The sequence below is a fragment of the Streptomyces sp. NBC_01334 genome, from assembly GCF_035983595.1.
In the GTDB taxonomy this organism is placed as follows: Bacteria; Actinomycetota; Actinomycetes; order Streptomycetales; family Streptomycetaceae; genus Streptomyces; species Streptomyces coriariae.
The window spans coordinates 10,026,249-10,047,871 of the sequence record NZ_CP130718.1 but is presented as its reverse complement, the minus strand read 5'-3'; the positions used below and the strand labels follow the sequence as shown (position 1 = coordinate 10,047,871).

The 21,623-nt window shown below is 68.0% G+C and carries 15 protein-coding genes and 1 pseudogene; 12 read left to right on the top strand and 4 right to left on the bottom strand.

Features of this window, described 5'->3' with window-relative positions; genetic code table 11:
* Nucleotides 1–529 precede the first annotated feature (529 nt).
* The 9 genes from OG736_RS44555 (at nt 530) to OG736_RS44515 (ending at nt 13,884) form a co-directional block, all read left to right on the top strand.
* Nucleotides 530–925 (top strand): ankyrin repeat domain-containing protein, encoded by a 396-nt coding sequence (locus tag OG736_RS44555; protein ID WP_327180482.1) that lies wholly within the window; start codon nt 530–532, stop codon nt 923–925.
* A 43-nt stretch (nt 926–968) separates the two neighbouring features.
* The gene (locus OG736_RS44550; protein WP_327180483.1) at nt 969–1,493 is read left to right on the top strand and encodes an SMI1/KNR4 family protein; all 525 of its coding nucleotides are present in this window, start codon (nt 969–971) and stop codon (nt 1,491–1,493) included.
* 21 nt (nt 1,494–1,514) lie between these two features.
* Nucleotides 1,515–3,923 carry a DEAD/DEAH box helicase gene (locus tag OG736_RS44545; RefSeq protein ID WP_327180484.1) on the top strand — a complete coding sequence of 803 codons (2,409 nt, stop codon included), beginning with the start codon at nt 1,515–1,517 and terminating at the stop codon, nt 3,921–3,923.
* Between the two features lie 190 nt (nt 3,924–4,113).
* Entirely contained in the window at nt 4,114–4,788 is a 675-nt protein-coding gene (locus OG736_RS44540) for a TnsA-like heteromeric transposase endonuclease subunit (RefSeq protein WP_327180485.1), read from the top strand.
* A 53-nt stretch (nt 4,789–4,841) separates the two neighbouring features.
* Complete coding sequence (locus OG736_RS44535; protein ID WP_327180486.1) at nt 4,842–7,001, top strand: TnsB C-terminal domain-containing protein; 2,160 nt, start codon at nt 4,842–4,844, stop codon at nt 6,999–7,001.
* Entirely contained in the window at nt 6,995–8,017 is a 1,023-nt protein-coding gene (locus OG736_RS44530; protein ID WP_327180487.1) for a TniB family NTP-binding protein, read from the top strand. The genes OG736_RS44535 and OG736_RS44530 overlap by 7 nt, the downstream gene beginning before the upstream one ends.
* 106 nt (nt 8,018–8,123) lie before the next feature.
* Nucleotides 8,124–11,066 carry a Helicase associated domain protein gene (locus OG736_RS44525; RefSeq protein WP_327180488.1) on the top strand — a complete coding sequence of 981 codons (2,943 nt, stop codon included), beginning with the start codon at nt 8,124–8,126 and terminating at the stop codon, nt 11,064–11,066.
* Between the two features lie 47 nt (nt 11,067–11,113).
* The gene (locus tag OG736_RS44520; protein ID WP_327180489.1) at nt 11,114–13,255 is read left to right on the top strand and encodes a P-loop NTPase fold protein; all 2,142 of its coding nucleotides are present in this window, start codon (nt 11,114–11,116) and stop codon (nt 13,253–13,255) included.
* 44 nt (nt 13,256–13,299) lie between these two features.
* On the top strand, nt 13,300–13,884 hold the full coding sequence (locus OG736_RS44515) for a hypothetical protein (protein ID WP_327180490.1): 585 nt from the start codon (nt 13,300–13,302) through the stop codon (nt 13,882–13,884).
* A 531-nt stretch (nt 13,885–14,415) separates the two neighbouring features.
* Here OG736_RS44515 and OG736_RS44510 read toward each other — a convergent pair.
* The gene (locus tag OG736_RS44510; RefSeq protein WP_327180491.1) at nt 14,416–15,126 is read right to left on the bottom strand and encodes a PRC-barrel domain-containing protein; all 711 of its coding nucleotides are present in this window, start codon (nt 15,124–15,126) and stop codon (nt 14,416–14,418) included.
* Between the two features lie 991 nt (nt 15,127–16,117).
* Nucleotides 16,118–16,883: pseudogene (locus OG736_RS44505) on the bottom strand (transposase family protein).
* 366 nt (nt 16,884–17,249) lie between these two features.
* Between OG736_RS44505 and OG736_RS44500 the strand changes: the two are divergent.
* A complete protein-coding gene (locus OG736_RS44500; protein WP_327180492.1) occupies nt 17,250–17,759 on the top strand; it encodes a hypothetical protein in 510 nt (169 codons plus the stop codon).
* 58 nt (nt 17,760–17,817) lie between these two features.
* Here the strand turns inward: OG736_RS44500 and OG736_RS44495 are convergent, their stop codons facing one another.
* Nucleotides 17,818–18,075, bottom strand: a complete 258-nt coding sequence (locus tag OG736_RS44495; RefSeq protein ID WP_327180493.1) for a hypothetical protein — start codon at nt 18,073–18,075, stop codon at nt 17,818–17,820.
* Between the two features lie 850 nt (nt 18,076–18,925).
* On the opposite strand from OG736_RS44495, the gene OG736_RS44490 reads away from it, so the two are divergent.
* On the top strand, nt 18,926–19,840 hold the full coding sequence (locus tag OG736_RS44490) for an NADP-dependent oxidoreductase (RefSeq protein ID WP_327180494.1): 915 nt from the start codon (nt 18,926–18,928) through the stop codon (nt 19,838–19,840).
* Between the two features lie 34 nt (nt 19,841–19,874).
* Nucleotides 19,875–20,354: a MarR family winged helix-turn-helix transcriptional regulator gene (locus OG736_RS44485; protein WP_327180495.1), complete on the top strand. Its 480-nt coding sequence runs from the start codon at nt 19,875–19,877 to the stop codon at nt 20,352–20,354.
* 345 nt (nt 20,355–20,699) lie between these two features.
* On the opposite strand, the gene OG736_RS44480 is transcribed toward OG736_RS44485, so the two are convergent.
* Nucleotides 20,700–21,623 carry a hypothetical protein gene (locus OG736_RS44480; RefSeq protein ID WP_327180496.1) on the bottom strand — a complete coding sequence of 308 codons (924 nt, stop codon included), beginning with the start codon at nt 21,621–21,623 and terminating at the stop codon, nt 20,700–20,702.

The window sequence follows — 21,623 nt, the reverse complement described above, 5'->3', positions numbered from 1 at the left end:
ATGCCTCGGCAAGCCGAGGCATAGAGCAGGAATTGCGCAAGCGCAATTCGGATTCCCGCGTAAACGCGGGAATGAATTCCGTAAACGGAATTCGAAAGCGTACCTATCCGCGCAAGCGCGGATAGGGGATTCCCGCAAGCGGGAATCCTGGGCGTCCGCTGCGCTCCCGCCCTACCGGCTTCGCCGGGCAGCAAGGGGTGAGGGTGCATCACATCGTCTGCTGTGTAGGGTCTGGGGATCCCCATCAGTACCCCGGTAGCGGATGTGACGGGCCGCTGGCCTGACTCGGTGTCAGTCTCCATCTCGGTGATGGGCTCCGCTGCGCTTCGCCCCAGAGGGTTCCTCGTTCTGGACGTCCGCCCGCTCAGCCTCTGCCGGAGTCCTGTGAGGTGTGAACTGGTGGTGCACTCTCAGTCCGCTTGAAGGGAACCGCAAAAGAGTATGCATCACGACGATGCACTGTGTAAGGTTTGGGGATGCTGCACCATGGCTCTCCGACGCGCAGTGAAATACCTCCTCTTATGAGTTGATGTTCGAGCATACGGCGGGAGAAGCCTTGGAAAGAGAATTCATCATCGCTGCGGTTGAGGGCATCGAGAGATGGACGCCTGTGCATCAGGCGGTAGAGATGGGTGAGTATGAGACGCTCGCCGGGTTGCTGGATGCTGGGGCTGACCCGGACGAGATGTGTTTCGGTCTCACGTTGCTTATCCATGCCATTGATGTCGAAGGAGACGGCCATCTTCAGTCGGGTCACCCGCTGAGCACGGCTGCTACGGCGATCGTGCTGGCTTACGGTGCTGATCCACGGTTGCCGGCCGAAGACGGTGAGACTCCGTTGCAGGTCGCGAAGTCCTACAACCATGAGCCGGCCGAGCGACTGCTTCAGCGCTTCCTGGCACCTGTAAAGCCAGTAGCTGGATGAAACGCCTTAGTCCCGCTGAGAGGAATTACCAATGCTGCACCCGGTGGTCGATCGTATCCGGCAGGTGCTTCCGCCCCCGCCGTCGGGCGGCGACATGATCGATTGGGAGATGCTCGCTCACTCTACCGGCTGGGAATTCCCGACGGACTACAGGGAGCTCGTCGAACTTTACGGAGGGGGAGAGATTGATGAGTATCTGTCCGTGCGTACGCCGCCTGTTGAGGGATCTCCCTTCGGGAGTCTCTTGGAGGGCGTGGATCCGGCTCTCCCCCCGGACTGCCGTGCCGAGCTGGCCCCCAGTCTTCCGGCTGATGAGGAGCCGAGGCTGCTGCCGTTCGGCACGACAGCAACCGGCGATGTCGTGTTTTGGCTGACCGAAGACGTTCAGGAGAAGTGGAAAGTCGTCATATTCAGGCGGCATGCGCTCTACGGGATGAAGCGATGGTCAATTTTTGACGGTGGCATGGCCGACTTCTTGTGGTCTCTCCTGAGTGGGTCTCTCGAGCCTTTCAGCCAGAACTTTTCGGATGGTGAGCCGCACACGTACCTTAGTTGGCGCGACGACTGAGGGAATGGCGGTAGCGCGAGGATGACAGTGAGACTGCGTGACCATCAGATCGAGGCCATCGATGCCATCGTGCGTGGCCTGGACGTTCCTGTGGGCGGTATTCCTGCTCATGGGCTGCGCGGGCAGGTACACGCCGCGTGTGGCACGGGGAAAACCCTCATTGCTGCGGCGTCGGCGAAGCGGCTTGTTCCGAAGGGACGCAAGCTCGTTCTGGTGCCGACGCTGGACCTTCTGTCTCAGACCGTGAAGGCGTGGCATGAGGCCGGGCACACGGGGCCGGCGGTTGCGGTGTGCTCGCTCCAAGACGACCCGGAGTTGTGGAACTTGCGGGTGCGCTCCACCACGAACCCCGTGCAGTTGGCGCTGTGGCACGGCCAGGGGCCGGTGACCATCTACGCCACGTACGCGTCGCTGGGGGTGCTGGCGGAGGCGTTCGAGGGTGTGTACGGGCAGCAGTTGGCGCCGGTGGACCTCGCGGTGGTCGATGAGGCGCACCGGACGTCTGGGTCGATGGGTAAGGCGTGGGCGGACATCCACGACCAGAGCGTCATCCCGGCGCACCGGCGGCTGTATCTGACGGCCACACCGCGGATCTGGGAGGAGCGGCTCAACCGGGAGGTCGCCGAAGGGGTGCGCGATCCGCTGCCGCGGGAGATGGCGGCCTCCATGGATGACGAGGCCGTGTTCGGGCCCGTCCTGTACAAGCTCTCACTCGCGTCCGCGGTCTCACGCGGGCTGCTGGCGCGGTATCAGATCATCGTCCTGGAGCTCCAGGACCCCCTCGTCACTCCGGAGCGGCTGATGGGTGAGGAGCGGCGTGGTGAGGAGGTGCGGGGGCAGCGGTTGGGGGCGCTGCAGGCGGCGCTGTTGCACGCCATGAGCCGGCATCAGCTCCAGACCTGCATCACTTTCCACTATCGGACGATAGAGGCGCAGGCTTACGCGGAGGGCCTCGAGCGCGTCGCCGCCAAGCTGCACGCGGACCAGCCGGGAACGTACCCGTCGAAGGTCTGGGCGGACTGGCTATGTGGCGAGCATGTTCCTGAGCGTCGACGGGAAGTTCTTGGTTCCTTCGGGTCAACCGCGCAGCAGGCCGTGCTGTCCAACTGTCGTGTCCTGGGCGAGGGCGTCGACATCAGAAGTGTGGACAGTGTTGCCCTGTTGGATCCCAAGGGCGCCCCTCATGACATCGTCCAGGCCATCGGCCGTGCTCTGCGGCAAAAGCCCGGGCAGGGGAAACTGGCGTCGTTGATCGTGCCGGTATTTCTTCAGCCGGGAGAAAAGCCGGAGGATATGTTCACCTCCGGGTCGTATAGGCCGCTTGTGCAGGTATTGGCTGGACTTCGGGCGCATGATGAAGAGGCCATCGAGTTGTTGGCCATTCCTCAGGAGCCGCAGAAAGATGTTGCGCAGCCTTCGGTGGATATTGGTGTGGCGCCGGAGGAGGGTGAGGAGGAATCACGGTTGCTGCTGCGTTTCGCGGCTCCACGTGACCCGGTCATGGTCGCCCGGTGGGTCTCTTTCAACGTGATCGACACTGAACGGCAGGACTGGGCCCGCGGCTGGGCCGCGCTGCGCCGGTACGTCGAGCGCGTAGGCGACGCACGCGTGCCCTACGACCACAAGGAAGATGCTCATCCGCTGGGGCAGTGGGTCGCGGAGCAGCGACGGGCTTACCGGGCTGGGCAGATGACCGGCCAGCGCGCCCGTCGGCTTGAGCAGCTCGGCATGGTCTGGGATGCCGCGGATGCCGCTTTCGAGGAGAACCTTGCTGCCTGCCGCGCCTACTTCGAGCAGCACTACACCCTCTGTGCGCCGCGTACAGCCGTTGCTCTGGGCAAGCCCGTCGGGCAGTTTGTTTCCAATCTGCGCAGGCCAGGTGTGTTGGACAGGCATCCTGAACGCGCTGCGGCGCTGGCTGCGATCGATCCCGACTGGAACCCGGCCTGGCCTGTCAGCTGGCAGCGCCATTACGCGGCGGTCCGTGAACTTCTGCGCGACGAGGGCGGCCAGACCGAGGTGCAGCCCGGCGTCACTGTTAGCGGGATGGACGTGGGGGCGTGGCTCGCCAGGCAGCGTCAGCCGACCGTCTGGCAGGCCTTGACAGGCGGGCAGCGCCAACGCCTGGAGCAGCTCGGCATCAAGCCGCCGGCCCAGGAGCCCGAGGCGGTGCCCGTGAAGGCACCCACGACGCCCCTGAGCACCTTCGAGAGGGGTGTGGCGGCCCTGGCTCAGTACAAGGCCCGCACGGGCACTTCGGGTCCTGTGAGCCGATCTCACGTAGAACGGCTTGAGGATGGGTCAGAGGTTCGGCTTGGGGTGTTTCTGAGCAACAGCAAGAGCCGCCGGGCCAAGCTGACAGCCGACAAGCTGGCCGCACTCGCCGCACTCGGGCTGGAATGGACCGTAGAGCAGCCCGAGCACGGCTGACAGAACCTCCGTGAGCCAGCGGGACCGACGGCCTCGGAGCCTCCGGCACGCGCTCCCTTTGGCTGGTTATACCCATTACCGGGTGAGTCGATAAGCCGTTGGGCTCTGTGTGCGAAGGAATCGGGATGCGGCAACGGCCGTGCCGGCCGATGTCGGAGCTGTGGAGGTCCGGTTCTTGGCTGCGGGCGGGATGACTCAGTGTTCGCCGTGGTCGGCAGCGGCCGCCGAAGTGGCCTTCGAGCAGTGTCCGCCGCTGAGGCCGTTTCCAGTCCGCAAGGGCAAGCGCACGGCGCCGGGATGGTGGTGGTCGGCGACCACCGGGCGGCTTGTGCACTACGGGTCAGGGGCGATGCGGCTCCATCTGATGCTGCTCGACCGCGATCCACGCGTCCAGGGTCTGGCCGGCCGACCACTGGAACTGCGGTGGCAGGCGCCTGGCGGAGTGCGTGCGCATGCCCCGCAGGTGATGCTCCGGCTCGCCGATGGCCAGGGGGTCCTGGCGGACTGCACCACCAGAGGAAAGCTTTCTCAGCGGCAGAGGTCCCTCGCGGCGGTAGTCGGCGAGGTGTGTGCGGCGGCGGGCTGGCGGTACTGGGTGCTGGGGCCGGTCGATCCGGTCTACCGGGCCAACGTGACCTGGCTGTCCGGGTACCGGCATCCGCGATATCGCGGAGGACAGCAGCTGGCCACGGCGTTGCGGAAGTCGTTCGCCAGCCGTACGCCGTTATGGGAGGGCGTGCGTCGGGCCGGGGATCCGATGGTGGTCCTTCCCGCGCTGTTCCATGCTCTGTGGGCGGGGCAGCTGTCCGCGGATCTGGATGCTCCGATGCATGAGCGGATGCCGGTGTGGGCGCGGGCGGTGTGATGGGGGCGAGCGGCCGGGGGCCCGGCGGGCCGGTGGTCGAGGTGGGGTCCCGGGTGCGGTTCGAGGGCCGGACGTGGATGGTGGCCGCCCTCGTCGGCGGGCAGGTGCGGCTGATCGCCGAGAACGGCGAGATGGCGGCACTGCTGCTGGGGCTGTTGTTCGGCGATGCGGAGTTTGAGGTCGTGGACGCTCCCGCCGCCTTGCAGGTGCCGCCCCTGGGCCTGCTGGAGTCTCTGCCGGCACCGGTGCGGGAGCGGGCGCTGGCGTGGGAGCGGCATGTGCGGGAGGTGGAGACGGGGCACCCGGACGGCTCCGGTGTATCCGGCCTTGTGCGGGCTGGCTACGACCCGGCTGTGCGGACGCTGGCGCAGCGGGAGGAGGCGAAGGCGGCGGAGTTGTCGGCGGCGGGTATGGCGACCAGCGCGGTGACGGTGCGTCGGATGCGGGCCCGCTACCGCGACGGCGGGGTGTGGGGACTGGTGGATCAGCGGGTTGCGCGGCCCCGTTCTGCGCTGGGGCGGGCGGATGAGCGGGTGGTGGCCGCTCTGCGGGAGGTGTTGGAGGTGGGGCGGGATCGCTCCAGCGGGACGCTGGGGCGGCTGCGTGTGTACACCGAGCGGCTGCTGGCCGAGCGGCACGGCCCCGGTGCGGTGCCGCTGCCGTCGACGGCGACGTTCAACCGGCTGGTGCACGCCCTGGCTGACGGGGGCGGGCTGTTGGGCAGTGCGCGCCAGCGCCGCTGGCGCTCTGCACGGCCGGCTCCCCCGTTCGTGCCGACGACAGTGATGGCGCCGGGTGAGCTGGTGATGATGGACAGCACCGTGCTGGATGCCTTCGTGGTGCTGGACGACGGGGTGGTGGAGCGGCCTGAGCTGACCATCGCGCTGGATGTGGCGACTCGCAGTATCTGCGCGGCTGTGCTGCGCCCGAAGGGGACCCGCAGCGTGGATGCGGCGCAGTTGCTGGCGCAGATGATGGTGCCCGCGCCGATGCAGTCCGCGTGGCCCGAGGCGCTGGCGATGCAACGCTCGGTGATCCCCTACGAGCGGCTGCTGAGCGTGGACGCGCGCCTGGAAGGGGCTGCGGCACGGCCGGTCATCACTCCGCGGATGGTCGTGGTCGATCAGGGCAAGGTGTTCGTCTCGTCCTCGTTCGTCGCCGCCTGCGGATCGCTGGGCATTTCTTTGCAGCCGGCTCCGCCGGGCAACGGGCCGGCCAAAGGGCATGTGGAGCGTGCGTTCTCCTCGATCAATACGCTGTTTGCCCAGCACGTGGCCGGCTACACGGGTTCCCACACCGGTGAGCGCGGCCGGAACGCGCAAGGCGAGGCAGTATGGACGCTCGCCCAGCTGGACGACCTGCTGCAGGAATGGATCGTCTGCGGGTGGCAGGAGCGCGAGCACGACGGCTTGCGGCACCCGATGATGCCCCGCCGTGCTCTGTCGCCGAACGAGATGTGGGCGGCGCTGGTCGGCGTTTGCGGGTATGTGCCGGTGCCGCTGGGCCGTGAGGATTACATCGAGCTGATGCCCCTTAAACGGCAGAAGATCAACGACTACGGCATCCGCATCGACTACCGCACCTACGACCATCAGGTCCTCAACCCCTACCGCGGCGAAGCCTCAACGGCGGCAGACGGGCTGTGGGAGATCCACTACAACCCGCACGCTCCCGACGAGGTCTGGGTGCGCCTGCCCAAAGCCGGCCGGCCGCAGGGGTACGGGTGGGAGGCGGTGCCGTGGATCCACCGCACCCTGGTCAGCGCCCCGTTCACCGACTTCACCTGGCAGCACGTCAGGCGCACCGTCGCCCAGCGCGGCAGCCGCGTGAGCCACGAACACGACCTGGCCCTTGCCCTGCGCGAGCTCCTGGAACGCGCCGCCGCCGGACACGGCAGCCGCCGGGACAAGGTCGTCGCCGCCCGGGCCCGCGCCCATGCCGTGAACGAGGGCGGTGCGGTGTGGGGGATCCTGTACGGCCAGCCACCGTCGGCCGCAGGCGGCGGCGCCGGCCGGGACGACGTCCTCGAGGGCGGGGAGGGCACCTTCGAAGACGAAGAGACAGCAGGCGCAACGGGCGGTGGATGCCAGCCCTTTGAGCCCGCCGCCACCGCAGGCGTGGCAGCGGCCGGGACCGCAGACGGCCAGGCACCTCCCGTGCGAGATTCCACGATCACGGTCTACGACCCCTTCGAGGAATCACTGCGATGGTGAGCGCCTTCTCCAACGACGCCGCCGGGTTCGCTCCCCTGGCCGCTCCGACTCTCTGGCAGGGCTGGGACGCTTTCGTCCACCGGGCTGCGGCGCCCGCATGCGACGCCGCGGACCCCGCCTGGTCGCAGACGGAGCGGGAGGACTACCACTCCGAACTCGCCGTCATGCGCACTCCGGCCATGGACAGCGTCTTCACCGCCGTGCGGCGGCTGTTGTTGGTCAACCGCCGCCAGCAGGCCGGCGCCCGGCGCGGCCTGATCATCTCGGGTCCGGCCACGACGGGTAAGACCACCACGATGATGGCGCTGGGGCGGTCCTTCCAACTGGCCGACGCCCGCCAGCACCCCGGCCAGGACGGCAGAAGGCCGGTGCTGTTCATCAGCGTGCCTCCGGCCGCCACCCCGAAGATGCTCGTCAGCGAGTTCGCCCGGTTCCTTGGCATGCCCGTCACCGACCGCCTGAACCAGACCCAGATCACCGGTGCCGTGTGCGACCTGCTGTGCGAACTGGGCACCCAGCTGGTCCTCATCGACGACGTCCACCTCCTGGACACCCAGCGGCGCGCCGGCGCGGAAACCTCCGACCAGCTCAAGTACCTCGGCGAACGCATCCCCGCCACCTTCGTCTACTCCGCCATCGACATCGAGACCTCATCCCTGCTCAGCGGAGTGCGCGGCGCACAGATCGCCGGCCGCTTCAAGATCTTCCGCCACCGCCCGCTGGCCTACGCGACCGAACAGGACCGGACTGTCTGGAACGACCTCGTAGGGGCCATGGAAGACCTGCTGCGGCTGCGCGCGCACCGGACCGGAACCCTGGTCCAGCACGCCGCCTACCTCCACGCCCGCACCGCAGGGCGGATCGGCAGCCTCTCCCACCTCATCCGCGAAGCCGCCCTGGTCGCCATCACCGAAGGCACCGAACGGATCACCAAGCAGCTGCTCGCCGAGGTCGAACTCGACGCAGCCGCCGAAACCCAGGCCCGGCCGGCCCGGCCCGCACGACGGAAGCGGTAGGGCATCCGCAATGGCGCACCGCTCCAGCACGCCCGCACCCGCCCGTCTGCCCCGGGGCAGACGGGCGGGACGCGAACGGGCAGCATCCGGCGGGATCGTGCCCACCATGGGTGGCGGCGCGGCAGAACGCATCGCTCCGTTGAGCGGGGAGCTGACGCTGTCGTTCCTGGCCAGGATCGCCGTCCGCTACCACCTCGGCATCCGTGACGTGCTGGCCGCCGTCACCGATGTCGGCGGCCTGCGCAACCTCACCGGGATGCTGTCCCCGGACAGCGAGATCCACCTCAACGCCCAGGCCCGCGCCCGCGTTTCCGCACTCTGCCACGTTCCGCAGCACGTGCTCGAGCAGGCACTGCCCGCATGGACGAGGGAAGAACCGAGCGGAAAGCACGGGACCGGCCCCGCCGGGCGACTGCTGCGCGGTGAGGAGGCCGTCGCCGCCTGGGGGCCGGCCTGCCCCGCATACACCGCCGCCCGCACCGGACGCGACGTGCCCGCCCGCCGGTACCTGGCACCCGAGCAGCAGGTCTGCGCACGCCACCGGTACTGGCTCCTCTACCTGCCCCACACCAGCGGGCTGCCTGTGCCCCTGGGCCGCTGCCCGGAGGTGATCGAGGCCCAGCGGCGGCACGTCCGGCTGCTGCACCGCTCCCCCGCCGCAGCGCCGGCCTTCGAAGTCGCCCGTGCCGTCACCGGGACCTGGTGGGAACAGCCCTGGCCCCACGAGGAACAGCAGTGGCCGGCACGCCTGGAGGCGACGCGTCCCATCGAGGCCGATCCCAACTGGTGGAAGGTGGTCGCCCGCGACCTGATCACCTATCCCGAGGCCGTCGCCCTCGCACAGGTCCTGGCCAGCCCCCGCCGGCAGCAGCACACCCTCACCCAGGCCCGCGGCCATCTGCCCTACCGCCTCGGCGAGATACCCACGCTGCTCGCCGAACTCGCCGACCAGCTTCACCGGCCCTGGCTCGCCCGCCACCTCGCCGACGTCACCCACGGCCCGCTGTTCACCTGGGCCCACTCCTTGGTACACACCCGCGCCGCCCCGACACCCGCGGCGCAGCGAACGCTGTGGAAGGTGCATTCATCGCACCGGCCCCGCCCTCTCAGCGACCTCCTCCCCCAGCCACCAGCTGCCGACGGCACCCCGCCAGCGCCCCAGCCGAAGCCGGCCAAACGGCTACGCGGCCACAGCCTCCAGGCAGAGCACGCCTTCGAAAGGAGCCTCGCGCACGCCCACGTCTACCACCAGCGGCACGGGCATCTGGCCGTCCCCAAGGAAGACGCTCCCGACGGCTACCCGCTGGGCGGGTGGTTGTCCGGCCTGCGCACCCGCCACACCCGCATGCCCGCCCACCAGGCCGCCGCCCTCCACGCGCTGTACCCGTGGTGGAACGCGCCCTGGAGCACCCTGTGGCAGCGCACCTGGCACCAGGCCCGCGACCACACCGACACCCACGGCCCGCTCCAGTCGGCCCGCGGCTTCCCCACCACCAGCTACAGCCTGGGCGAATGGCTGTACCTGCAGTGCACCCGCTACCCCGCCCTCCACCCCGAGCAGCAACACCTCCTCACCCAGATCGGCATCACCGCCGCAGCGGCCGCCGCCGCCCGCCCCAGACGACGCAACATGAGAGCTGGCGCTCAAGAAGCCCTCGCCCACGCCCGCTCCTACACCGCCGAACACGGACACCTCGCCCAGGTCAGCGCGACCACCGTGCACCACGGATACCCGTTGGGACGATGGCTCGCCGGCCAACGAAGCCAGCAGCAACGCAAAGTCCTGTCCCCCGAACGGCAACAGGCTCTCCATGCCATCGACCCCTGGTGGTGCCCGCCCTGGAACCTGCGCTGGCAACGCCACTACTACCGCGCCCGCGACGCCGCAGCCAGCCGCCCCCTCCATCCCGACAACGGCTTCAGTGACCTCGACGATTCTGGGACTGCCGACTGGCTGTGGCGCCAGTGCGCCACGTACGACGAACTCCACCCCGAGCAACGGCAACTCCTCACCGACATCGGCATCACCACCGAGGCAGCCCGCACCGCCCGGGAACACGCACGGACAGCCCCGAGAACACCCGCTGCCACCTCGGGCCCGGACGCGGACGCGGAAGGCACAACCGGCCAAGCCAGAAGGGCAGCAGATCCTGCACCCCCCACCAGTACGCGGCGCGCACGGCGTGCCGCCGAACCGAAGCGTCCCCGCGCCCCTCGCAGCCGCCTCGGGCACCGCCCCGATCTGAGGCCGGGCTTCGAAGCAGCCCTGGCACATGCCCGCACCTACGCAGCCCAGCACGGCCACCTCGCAGCCCCCCGCGACACCCTCCACGACGGATACCCCCTGGGCGCATGGCTGTTCAGCCAGCGCAACCGCGCCAAACAACGCGCCCGCGACCACCTGCCGCCCTCACCCCACCTCACCGAACTCACCGCGATCGATCCGTGGTGGAACCCACCCTGGGACACCGTTTGGCAGCGCAACTACTACCGCGCCCGCCACCACATCGAAGCCGGTGAACCGTATGACCCCGTCGCCCGCATCCCGGCACCGAGCACCGTCCTGGGCAGCTGGATCACCCGGGCATGCCTCCAGTACGACCAGCTCCACCCAGACCAGCAGCACCTGCTGAACACGATCGGCATCACCGCTCAGACAGCCGAACAGTGGCCGCCCAGCCCGCGCCCCCGGCCCCACGCCGAAGCCCTCACACACGCCCGTACCTGGGCCAGCGAACACGGCCACCTCTGCCCGCCGATCAAGACCGTCCACGACGGCTTCCCCCTCGGCGAATGGCTCAACCGCCAGCGCGAACTCGCCAAGAAACGCAGCAGCCCCTCCCCCACCCAGCAAGCACTCGCCACGATCGACCCCTGGTGGAACCCACCCTGGCCCATCCTGTGGCAACGCACCTACCACCACGCACAGGCCGATCCCCGCCACCCGACAGCCCGCCACTGGCTCCAAAACCAACGCCACCGCTGGCTACTCCTGCACCCCGACCAACAACACCTCCTCACCCGCATCGACGTCGCCCCACCGACCTGATTCGCCAACGCCCGTACCCGGGCCCAGCCTGTCCCGACAATGAGCAGATGGCCGACGCGCGCTTCTTCAACGACGAGCCCTTCCTCGACTACGAGGAAGGACCTGACCTGCTCGGACACGGACAGTACGCCCAGCATGTGCTCAGCCTGCTGGACCGGGTACGAGGCCAGACCGAAACCGGAGTCCTCGCGTTGATCGGTCCCTGGGGCTCGGGAAAGTCCAGCGTCCTGGGCAAGGTGACACGCCGGCTACGGGAAACGGAGAACGGTGAAGGCTGGCTGGTCGCGGAACTCAACCCGTGGCTGTACTCCGATCTGGAGTCGCTGACGCTGGCGCTGTTCAGCGAGATCCGCGAAGCCCTGCCGGATGACGGACGGTGGTCCGATGCGCGGGAGAAGATCGGCGGATTCGGAAAAGCCATCAGTCCTCTGGGGAAGGTCACTGCGCTCTTCGGCCTGGACTCGGAGGGACTGATCCAGGAGGTCAGCAACCGCATCAGCGGCGACACGAGCGCGTCCGCGGCCAAACACAAAGCCGAGGAAGCCCTGCGCAAAGTGGGCCACCCGGTCCTCGTCGTCATGGACGACCTGGACCGCCTCACCCCAGAAGAGCTCCTCGTCGTCTTCAAACTGGTACGCCTGGTAGGCCATCTACCAGGCGTGTACTACCTGATCAGCTTCGACGAACGGACCCTTCTGGACGTCCTGCAACGCAGTGAGCTCGTCGGCAACAGCGAGCCACGCGCACGCGACTTCCTGGAAAAGATCATCCAGGTCCGGCTGGATCTTCCCGCCTTCCGCGAGCGCGACGCCGACCTCCTGGTCGACCGCTCCCTCGCCGCAGTCCTCGCCTCGCACACCCTGGCCTTGACGCCCGGAGAGCAGCAGAGGCTCTCCGAGGCCTACTACCGGTACCTGCAGGCCCGGCTGCGCACCCCGCGCGCCATCAAACGGTTCTTCGGCCAGGCGGACGCCACCCTCGGCCAACTCACCGGCAACGTCGACATCGTCGACTTTCTGCTCGTCACCTTCCTGCGCACCAGCGAGCCCCGCGCCTACCAGTTGCTGTGGCAGCACCGAGCCGAACTCACCGGCACCAGCATGAACCTGCCCTCACGCCGCGACGAGCGGCCCGAACAACATCTCGAGCGCTGGCGTGCCAGGCTGCAGGAGGCGGGCGTCGCCGAGCAGCACCTGGACGGCGTGATCGGCCTGATGGGGATGCTGTTCGCACCAGTCCGGCAGGCTCTCGGCCATGGCATCGACTTTCAGGCCATCGCGCGACGGCGCGGCATCGGCAGCATCGACTACTTCGACCGGTACATGGTCTTCGGAGTCCCCGACGACGACCTTCCCGAGCACACCTTCGACACCGCCCTGCAGCAACTGGCCGACAACACCCCAGGCACCGAAGCAGATGAACTCCTCCTACGCCTGCGCGACGACACCCAGCGCATCACCCGCCGCATCGGTTACAAACGCGCCGCCGGCACCCCCCTGCCGGCGGCCGCGCTCCTCAAAGCCGCAGCCCCGCACTACGGCCACTTCACCGCCGCCCCTCAAGGGGCCCTCGGCCTGTTCACTGCGGACCGCGCCATGGACTTCCTCGCAAAAGACCTCCTGACCGACCTTGCCGAGCCCGACCGGCCCGCAATCCTCAAGACCATGGCCGAGACCCCTGCCGGAGCCGTCCTGGCTGCTCGCACCCTCCAACGCGTCACCAGCCGCAACGACTCCGATACCCCGGACCACACACAGGCAGCAGCCACGCCCGACTGGATAGGTGATGCCCGCTCACTGATCAGCCGCGAGATCGAACGGCACATCGCCCCCGCCGCAAGCCGTCCTGTCGACGAACTCACCGAGCTGGAGATCACCCTCATCTGGGCATGGCGCCACACCGCATCCGAAGCCACCCGGGTCTGGATCAACCAGCAGTTCGACGAGACATGGACCCCGCTCGACCTCCTCGCTGTGCTCCTCCCGCCCGACCGGGCGCCCTTCCCTGTCATCGACGACGCCACCGTGCAAAGCCTCGACGCGCTCATCGGCCTCGAAGCGCTGTACAGCCGCCTCGGCCCGCTCCTCGACACCCCCGCAGCAGACCCCGACAGCTCCCAGGACGAACACCGAGCGCGCATCCTCCAAGCACTGCGCGAACACCGCGGCAACGCCCCGAGCAGCGGCTGACGATCACCCGCCCCACACCTCCCGACAAGAGGGACTAGCAAGCCGTGACAGACAATCCGCTCGCCCTCGCGCCCGAGCAATGGCAGCGCCTCGCCGCCGCCCGCCAGGCCTACACCGACACCGTCAGCCCCTACTACGACGAGACCCTGCAAGAAGTGACACGACGTGCATGCACCAGCGGAAGCATCGGCAAAGCCGACATCGGAGCACTGCTGATGTGGAAACGGCTCAGAGCCGACACCCCCTGGGCGGCCGAACTCATGGCGCTCGCAGACACCGACGTACGCCGCGCTACCGCCGAAGCCACGACCGCCGCTCAGGACACCACTCTCAGCCGCTGCACGGGAGCACAAGCCGGCCGCGCCGCCCTCGCCCACCTACCAGGCTTCCGCACTGGTGACGCCCTCGCCTCCGCCGTCCTCACCGCGGCCGCACCAGACCGCATGGCCATCTACGACCGGCGAGCCCACAACGGACTGCGCACCCTCGGCATCACCCTCAGCCACGCACCCGGCCGCTACAGCCGCTACATAGCAACGATCGACCAACTCCTCGCAGCCGCCCCAGCCCCAATCCGCACCTGGACCCCACGCGACATCGACACCGCCCTGTACTGGATGACCGCATAGCAGCACTCAACGAATCTGATCAACACGCCCGGAAGATGCCCACACCTGACTAACGCCCGCTCCACCTGACAAAACAGCAGCTCAACGCAGAGAACTGAAACCCCGGTCCCCCATCACCAAGCCGTTACAGCTCGGCCTCGGAGCCCTATCGGCCCCAACACCAAACTGATCACCCCAGGCCAGCCCACCACCCACTGATCAGAAAAACCGCCCCTGGACAGCCAGCAGTTGGCGGATCTCGGCCTGTTCGACTGAGGGTCTGTCAGTGGCTTTTGTTCTCTTCTCGGATCATCCGTCGGAGGCTGGTACGTGCTGCCGGGATGAAGGAGTGGCGGCTCACTCAGCGCGCTGCCGCCGCACGTCGCGGAGCTGGCCCGGAAAGTCGCCGGGCACAGGTGCCACAGCCGGCACCCGGCGTCGTTGGACGATGCGCCCCCGAGTCGGGCCCTGGGAGTCATGACTGATCCCCGGGCCCGCGGTCCGGGGATCAGCTTTCTTGCCCCTCGCGTTGCGGTGCGCACCGATGCGACTTCACGGCATATCGGAGCGGCCTTGCTGTTCTTCGGTGATGTAGTACTGGCGCAACTTGGCCCGTTCGGCCTCTCCGCGTTCAGTGTCGCGCATCGGCTCGTCGACGCTCGTCGATGCCTCGCGGTCCCTGGGGCTGTCGGAGGCGGCGGAGACGGTGTCCTTCTCCTGCTCCTTGCCGCTGCGGGCGATGCCCGACGCGGTGGTGCCGTCGTAGCCGCTCTGCGGGGTGGCAGTGTCGGGGTGCTCTTCGCCGCTGCGGGCGATGCCCGACGCGGTGGTGTCCTCGTAGCGGCTCTCCGGCGCGCCGGCAGTAGTGGTGTCGGGAGAAGTCGTTGCGCCGGCGTGGGCCCAGCCGCCTTCACCTGGCTGGTTGGCTTGCTGCCAGGCGGCGTCCCAGGCAAGGCCGTAATACTCGTACAGGTGGTGCTCCTCCTGTACGGACAGGTGGCCGCCTGCGTCGACGTCGATGTGGGGCGCGTCTTTGACCTTGTCCTTGGAGTAGGGCACTTCCAGGTGGCCCTCGACCACTGCGGCGTCCTGGATGGGCACGAAGGACTCACTGGTGCCGAACAGGCCCGTTTTGACGCTCACCCATTCGGGACGACCGGTGTCATCGTCGAGGAAGACGTGCTTGGCGTCGCCGATCTTGTTGCCCTCGGCGTCGTAGACCGGATGATCCAGCACTGTCGGGATCTGCTCTCGCGTGATCATCTCTCCTCCCACTTCCCTGTGTGATTACCGGCTACCTTCCGTGTCCCAACCGTTCGTCTGCTCTCTGTTGATCATCGCGCTTCTCTTTCCATGCGCCTCCCCATCCGGCTAACCACAAAATGCAGCAGAACACACGAATCTTCGCTTTTGTCATGGATGCGTGTGTGGGGTGTGCGCGTCCCTGTACGTCCAGCTACCCGTACGACATGGTGCGAACGGTGCAACGCCATGCCACCGCGAATGCACTGGTCGAGGGCAGGCACGAGGTGGTCGTTCACGTCCGCAACCTGGCCCGCCTCGCCGAGACCGGACAGGCCGCCTGGTGGAAGGGCGTCGTCACCGGTGATCTCGCCGACGTGGACGAGATCGCCGAAGCGGCCTGCTGTACTCCTACCACCTCGCGGAAGCCCCAGGAATCAAGCTGGGCGGCTATCCGGGCTGGGCCCAGGAACCGGTGTGGCCCGACCGCGAAGGGTGCGGCAGCCGGATGGAGCACCTTTGACCGTGTCCAGCTGGGAATTCGATGGTGAGTCCTGGTGCACTTGGCTTCCCGTGGAGGACCGAGTCGACGAGAACTAATCGGGCGGCCGACGATGGAAGGGCGACGCCCACAACCCGGCCGGACTGTGCCTCGGCGACGCCGGAGGCGTCTACGTCTTCGAGTGCCGTATCTGTCCTGAGCGCCCCATCGGGCACTGGTTCGACTGCTCGTAACAGCCAGGCGGTCTCGGGCAGCTCCAACCGCTCCAAGAGCGCCTTCCGCTGCGAGTACGCAGCGCCTGGGTGGCCACCAAGCCGTGCTGGCAGCTGCCCGCGGACACGGCCCGGCCGGCTTCCTCGCAGGGCTCAGAGCGCGATTGGTCGGTACTTCAGAGCCTCATCGACAATCTGCTCCGCAGACGCGTCCTGAAGGTCGTCCGAGGGGTGGAAGACCAGGTCACTCACCCGGGGAAACACGTTCGCTTCCAGGAGCCTCAGACCGTGAGCATTTTCAGCGTTGCCTCTCCAGGGTGAGTACGGCCTTGGCGATTGACGTCATGCGGTTGGGGCTGATCCGGGATCTTCGGAAGATTCGCCAGGACTTCAGCAGTGCCATGCCCCGTTCGACGGGTGCCCGGGATGTGGCCAGTGCCCGGTTGACCGTCTGCTGTGTTGGGGAAAGCTGCCCGCCGGGCGGTCGTCTGCGCCCGGTGGTGACCCAGGGGCCGGCGCCCTGGTAGGCGCGGTCGGCCAGGACGGGGACACCTTGGCGTTCGCAGATCCGGATGATCCGGTGAGTGCGGGCCGCGGTCAGGTCGTGGCACCGGCCGGCAAGGCCGGCGGGATCCACAGCACCTGCCCGGTCGGGTCGGTCACGACCTGTACGTTCACGCCGTGGCGACGGTGCTTGTGCGAGTAGTCGGCCCGGCCGTCACCCACCCGGTCGCACTCGGCGAGTGTCCCGTCGAGCAGTACGTACTGCGGGTCGTGCTCGCGCAGGACCTTGAGCAGGCCCGGCGCCCGGGCGGCCAGGAGGCCGATCACCGCGTGGTGCAGGCGTGCGCGGTGCCGGCCGAGATGTCGAAGCCGGCCGAGATGTCGAAGCCGGCGGCTATCTGGGCCAGGGTGTCGTGCTTTCGCAAGTACACCAGAGTGACGAGCGCGCGTTGGTGCGGCGGGAGCTTGCAGCGGCGGTCACCCTCGAGGGTGACGATGAGCATGGTGACCCACTTGACCAGCGCATGAGGCAGGTCGAGTGCGGCAGGACAGGAGACCAACGAGGCGCCTGCGCTGATGAGTTGAGACTTCGAACACCTCCCTCAACGGCACGGGCGCCTCGTGCGTTGCGCTCTCGCCGCCGTCACCCCATCGGTGGCCACCCTGAAAACGCTCACTGCTCGGACCGTTGCCGGGTGCGGGCCTGCCGTCAGCGGCGGGCGTCGCGGAACGGCGTTACGGAAACGCCATAGCCGAACGCCTCGCGAACACCTCTAATAAAGCGTGTCGTACAACGTGATCAGCGCTGGCCTCCAGCCATGAACTTGCGCCATCAGAGTGCAACAACATCCTGCCTCGATCATGAGGAAGGAACCCGGGGGACACCCCTCCAAAGGCTAGTAAGTTGAGCGCCTCGGGAGGAAACCGTGGACAAGTCACTGTTGACCCACATCGACGCCGCCGCAGGCAGCGGCAAGGTGACGATCTCGGCGGACGATTCCACCATCCTAGGGATCGTCAAGGACGCCATCAAAAACGGCAGGACCGCTTCGTTCTACCTGACGAAGAGTCAAGCCGAAGCGTTCAAGCTCTGGTACTGGACGCCTGAGCGGATCAAATCTGCGGGGCTCCGGGTGGTGTCGGACGACGAGAAGGAACGGATCAAGTCCGAGTTGGGCGTCGATGTGGGCACCTTCCGGTGCAGTCGCATTGAGTGCGTGTGCGGACACACATATGGAGGTTTTGAATTTCTGCAACAGGGGATTCGCCAACATGGCCCTGACGCCGTGAGGTCTGTATTTGAGCTAAAAAACTCAAAACTCCTCCAAGTGAACACCACCCTCTTGGCGATCTGCCCAAACTGCGACGAGCTGCTGGGGCGTGGCATCACGTACGAGGGCGATGAATACGCAGGGTGCTCTTGCTGCCAGGAGTAAGCTCCTGCGCGGAAGAGGGTGAGAGAGAATCCATTGTCGTCAATCGCCGCCGCCGTCCTCACCCTGGAGCGGCAACGCTGAAAGAGCTCAGTAGTCGCTCCCCGCCGAACTCCTCCAGGCTCCTGCTGCCGTAGTACTCGGCGAAGTCGAGGGTCACGTAGTCGTGCCCGGTCATCGCGTTGAAGGCCTCGATCGCCTCGCCCGCCGCCTCCGGGCGGGCAGCCAACAGGTCAGCGATCCGCTCCACCTCGGCACACGGCTCGTCCAGCCGCTGCCGACTCACGGGCGGGGGCAACAACTCCGGTCTCAAATCCACAGCCGAATTATGTCCGTCCGTGCCGACACGCCCGAGCCGAGCCCTCTGGGTGCTGCCAGTTCCCGTCAACATTTCCGGACATCTCGATCAAGAACCGATGTCAGTCCCCGACATTCCCTCTCCGTCCTCGCCCACGAAGCCACACGGCAGTGTTCGTCGTCGGTTACAGCGGCTGCGCACGCACGCTGCCGCCTTGAGCAGGCTTTCACTGATCTCATCGACTGACACCCGACTGCTGCTGTCCCAGCGCCGCCCAATAGCGGCCTGCCTGCTGTCTTCCACTCGGCGGCACGTCTGGCTGGTGGTGGACGTGGGGCCGCTGGGCCCGGCGGGGCAAAGAGCCCTGACGGAGTGTCTTTCGGTGACTCCTCCCTCTCGTGGACGAGGGGGATTCTCGCCATACCGGGTTGGTGCCGCGACGGACCGGCCCGCGGCACGGCTGGAGCAGCCGGGCTTGTCGCTCTGCCGGCCGGGAACATCGGCTACCTGGTGCGGGCTGCGCGGCGCACTGCGCTCTACCGGCGGGAGCCCCGCCCGGGATCTCCGACGCTGTGGCTGCCGAACGGTGCGAACCAGGCGGCCGCCCTGAGGTCGCCCACGCCCATGGGCTGGTTCGCTCCATGTGCCACTGGACGACTGCCGGCGTTGCGTGCCCCCGCCGCCCGGGCCGGCTTGCCCCGGCGCCGGTCCTGGCCCAACTCGCCGATCACGCCCGCATCTACGACGACGGCACGTGCCTCGGAGATGTCACCGAAGCGATTACTTGGCTAGCCACCTATTCGGTGCTACTTTTATGTGGCTGGCCACAGAAAGTGGTCGGCGCGGCATCTCACCTGAGGAGAGCACCGTGATGAAGGCCATCGTTTTCGACGCGTTCGGCGGCACCGAGGTTCTGCACGAGGCGGAGATCGACATTCCTCGGCCCGGCTCCGGCCAGGTCCGCGTCCGGGTACAGGCTGTCGGCGTCAACCCGGTGGACGGCAAGATCCGCTCCGGTGTCATGGAGGCCATCTTCCCCACCACGCTGCCCGCCGTCCCCGGCGGGGAGATCGCCGGTGTGGTCGACGCCGTCGGCGAGGGCGTCGACCACCTGAAGGCGGGGGACGAGGTCCTGGGCTGGTCCGACACCGGTTCCTACGCCCAGTACGCCCTGGCACCCGCGGCCGTCCTCGCGCCCAAGCCGGCCGGCCTGGACTGGACACACGCCGCCGCCCTGCCCGTGGCGAGCGACGGTGCCGAACGCGTACTGGACCTGCTCGGCGTCACCTCGGGTGAGACGCTGCTGATCCACGGAGCGTCCGGCGCGCTCGGCACCATCGCCGTCCAGCTCGCCGTCGCACGCGGCGCCCGCGTCATCGGCACGGCCGGAGCCGCCAACCAGGAGTACGTCACCTCGCTCGGCGCGACCGCGCTGGTCTACGGCGACAACCTGGTCCAGCGGGTCCGCGAGCTCGCCCCCGAAGGCGTCGACGCTGTCTTCGACGCCGCGGGCAAGGGCGCACTGGAGGACTCCATCACCTTGCGCGGCGGCACCGACCGGATCGTCACCACCGCCGACTTCCGCGCCCGCGAACTCGGCGTCGTCTTCGCGGAGGGCCCGCAGCGCCGCTCCGCCGCGCGGCTGGCCGAACTGGCCGAACTGGCCGCCGACGGCACACTGGTGACCACGCTCAGCGCCACCTACCCGCTGGCAGAAGCCGCCAAGGCGCAGCAGGCCAGCGATGCCGGCCACAACCGCGGCAAGATCGTCCTCACCGTCAGCTGAGCGATCACCCCCATCTTGTGGGCAGGGAGCAGAAATGTCCGACACCACCGCATCGGGACTGCCGAACACGGCGTGCGACGGGCGAATGAGCTATGCCGTCTTCCAGCTCGCCCGCGCCCACCGCGGCCACGCCGCCGCCATGCTGCGCGCCCTGAACCTGCACCCGGGACAGGAACTGCTGCTGATGCAGCTCTTCGACCACGACGGCCAGACACAGGCAGAACTGCTGGAGCGTGTCGGCCTCGACCACTCCACCGTCTCCAAGTCGCTGCGCCGCATGCAGGAGGCCGGGCTGCTCACCCGGGAGACCGCTCCCCACGACCGGCGGGTCATGGTGGTCAGCCTCACCGATGCCGGCCGTGCCCTGCAGGAGCCCATCGCCGACATGTGGCGCACCCTGGAGCAGATCTCCGTACGCGATCTGACCCCTGACCAGGTCGAAATGTTCACCGCGTGTGCGCACACCATCGAGAAGTCGCTCAGGGACCACAGCCGGCAGGCACCCGTCGGGTGATCAGGCACGGCCAGGCGGTCCGCTCGCCAGGCCGACCGCCCCTGCCCCGCGCGCAGAGCCAGGGCGCCCCGAGGGCACCCCTCGCTCTGCGCGGGGCGGCAAGAACCTTCTGCGGACGCCCCGACGCCGTATCGGTGGCGCATCACCGCGGCGGTTGAGGAACGCACGTGTACGCACGTTGGCGCACCGTGCCACCAGCGCCGCACGGGCGCAGACCCCGCCGTTCGGCCGGTGCACAAGAAGCGCCTCCAGGGCGCGCTCCGTCCCGGCGGTGTCGGCCGCCGGTCGGCATCGGCGCATCACCCCGCCTGCGGAACTCTTGCCCGGCCTTACAGGAGGAGCGGTTCAGGGAGCGGGGCAGCTGCGCAGCGTCTCCAGTGGCGCTGTCACGCAGTACCGATCTCCTGTGGCGGTGACGGTCCCGGGGAGGGTGAACACGGCGATCCGCGAGCGGGGCATCGTCACCGCGCCGATCCGGCGCATCAGTTTGAAGGGCTGGGCTTGGCTCGTCCTGTGGTAGAGCCCGACCGGAACCTCCTGGTCCTGCTGGAAGCCGAAGATGACCAGCTGGTGCCTCCGGCCGCGGATCCAGCCCTGTCCGGGAGTGTCGGCCACGGTCACCTCTTGTCGGTACGAGGTGTTCGTTCCCGCCTGTACGGCGCTGGTGGTGACTGCGCCGGCCGTGACGAGGGCGTCGCGGGCGGGGGAAGGCGGTACGAAGTCCCACACATTGCTCTCCAGCAGGCCCTCGCCCGCGTCGAACACCTGCAGCTGACGTCCGTTGAAGAGCGTCTCCGGGGGTTCGAACCGGCCCACGGGGAGCTCGCCGGAGGCGGGTGTCACCGTTGTGCGGTAGCTGCGGGTACCGACTGTGACGGTCACGGTGACCGGCTGGTCCGTCGAGAATCCGTGCAGACAGAGCGCGACGGGGAACGCGAGCGGAACGTTGTCGGGGCCGTTCATTCCGCTCAGCCAGACCGCCGGCGAGGTGGCGAACGAGGACGGCAGCTGCGCCAGGTCGGAGATGCAGTCGGGACCTCTGCCGCCGCCTCCCGGGTGCAGCACGAGCTGTCCGGCCAGCACCACGGACTTCTTCTTTTTCTTCTTCTTGGTGGGGCGCGCGCCGATGGCCTGGTCTGTGGCCGGGCTCGCGGACCGGGCCGTTGCCGTGTCCGCGGTCCGGGCGGTGTCCCCGCTGTCCGTGCCGCATCCCGTCGCGGCGGCCATGCACAGCAGCGCGAGCCACCCTGCCAGTTGTCGACGTCTCAT

Bases quoted from the DNA above. Each gene is read 5' to 3' on its own strand.
- OG736_RS44530 (WP_327180487.1), top strand. From the start codon at position 6,995: ATGGTGAGCGCCTTCTCCAACGACGCCGCCGGGTTCGCTCCCCTGGCC.
- OG736_RS44490 (WP_327180494.1), top strand. From the start codon at position 18,926: ATGAAGGCCATCGTTTTCGACGCGTTCGGCGGCACCGAGGTTCTGCAC.
- OG736_RS44555 (WP_327180482.1), top strand. From the start codon at position 530: ATGTTCGAGCATACGGCGGGAGAAGCCTTGGAAAGAGAATTCATCATC.
- OG736_RS44480 (WP_327180496.1), bottom strand. From the start codon at position 21,623: ATGAGACGTCGACAACTGGCAGGGTGGCTCGCGCTGCTGTGCATGGCC.
- OG736_RS44545 (WP_327180484.1), top strand. From the start codon at position 1,515: ATGACAGTGAGACTGCGTGACCATCAGATCGAGGCCATCGATGCCATC.
- OG736_RS44540 (WP_327180485.1), top strand. From the start codon at position 4,114: ATGACTCAGTGTTCGCCGTGGTCGGCAGCGGCCGCCGAAGTGGCCTTC.
- OG736_RS44525 (WP_327180488.1), top strand. From the start codon at position 8,124: ATGGGTGGCGGCGCGGCAGAACGCATCGCTCCGTTGAGCGGGGAGCTG.
- OG736_RS44520 (WP_327180489.1), top strand. From the start codon at position 11,114: ATGGCCGACGCGCGCTTCTTCAACGACGAGCCCTTCCTCGACTACGAG.
- OG736_RS44510 (WP_327180491.1), bottom strand. From the start codon at position 15,126: ATGATCACGCGAGAGCAGATCCCGACAGTGCTGGATCATCCGGTCTAC.
- OG736_RS44485 (WP_327180495.1), top strand. From the start codon at position 19,875: ATGTCCGACACCACCGCATCGGGACTGCCGAACACGGCGTGCGACGGG.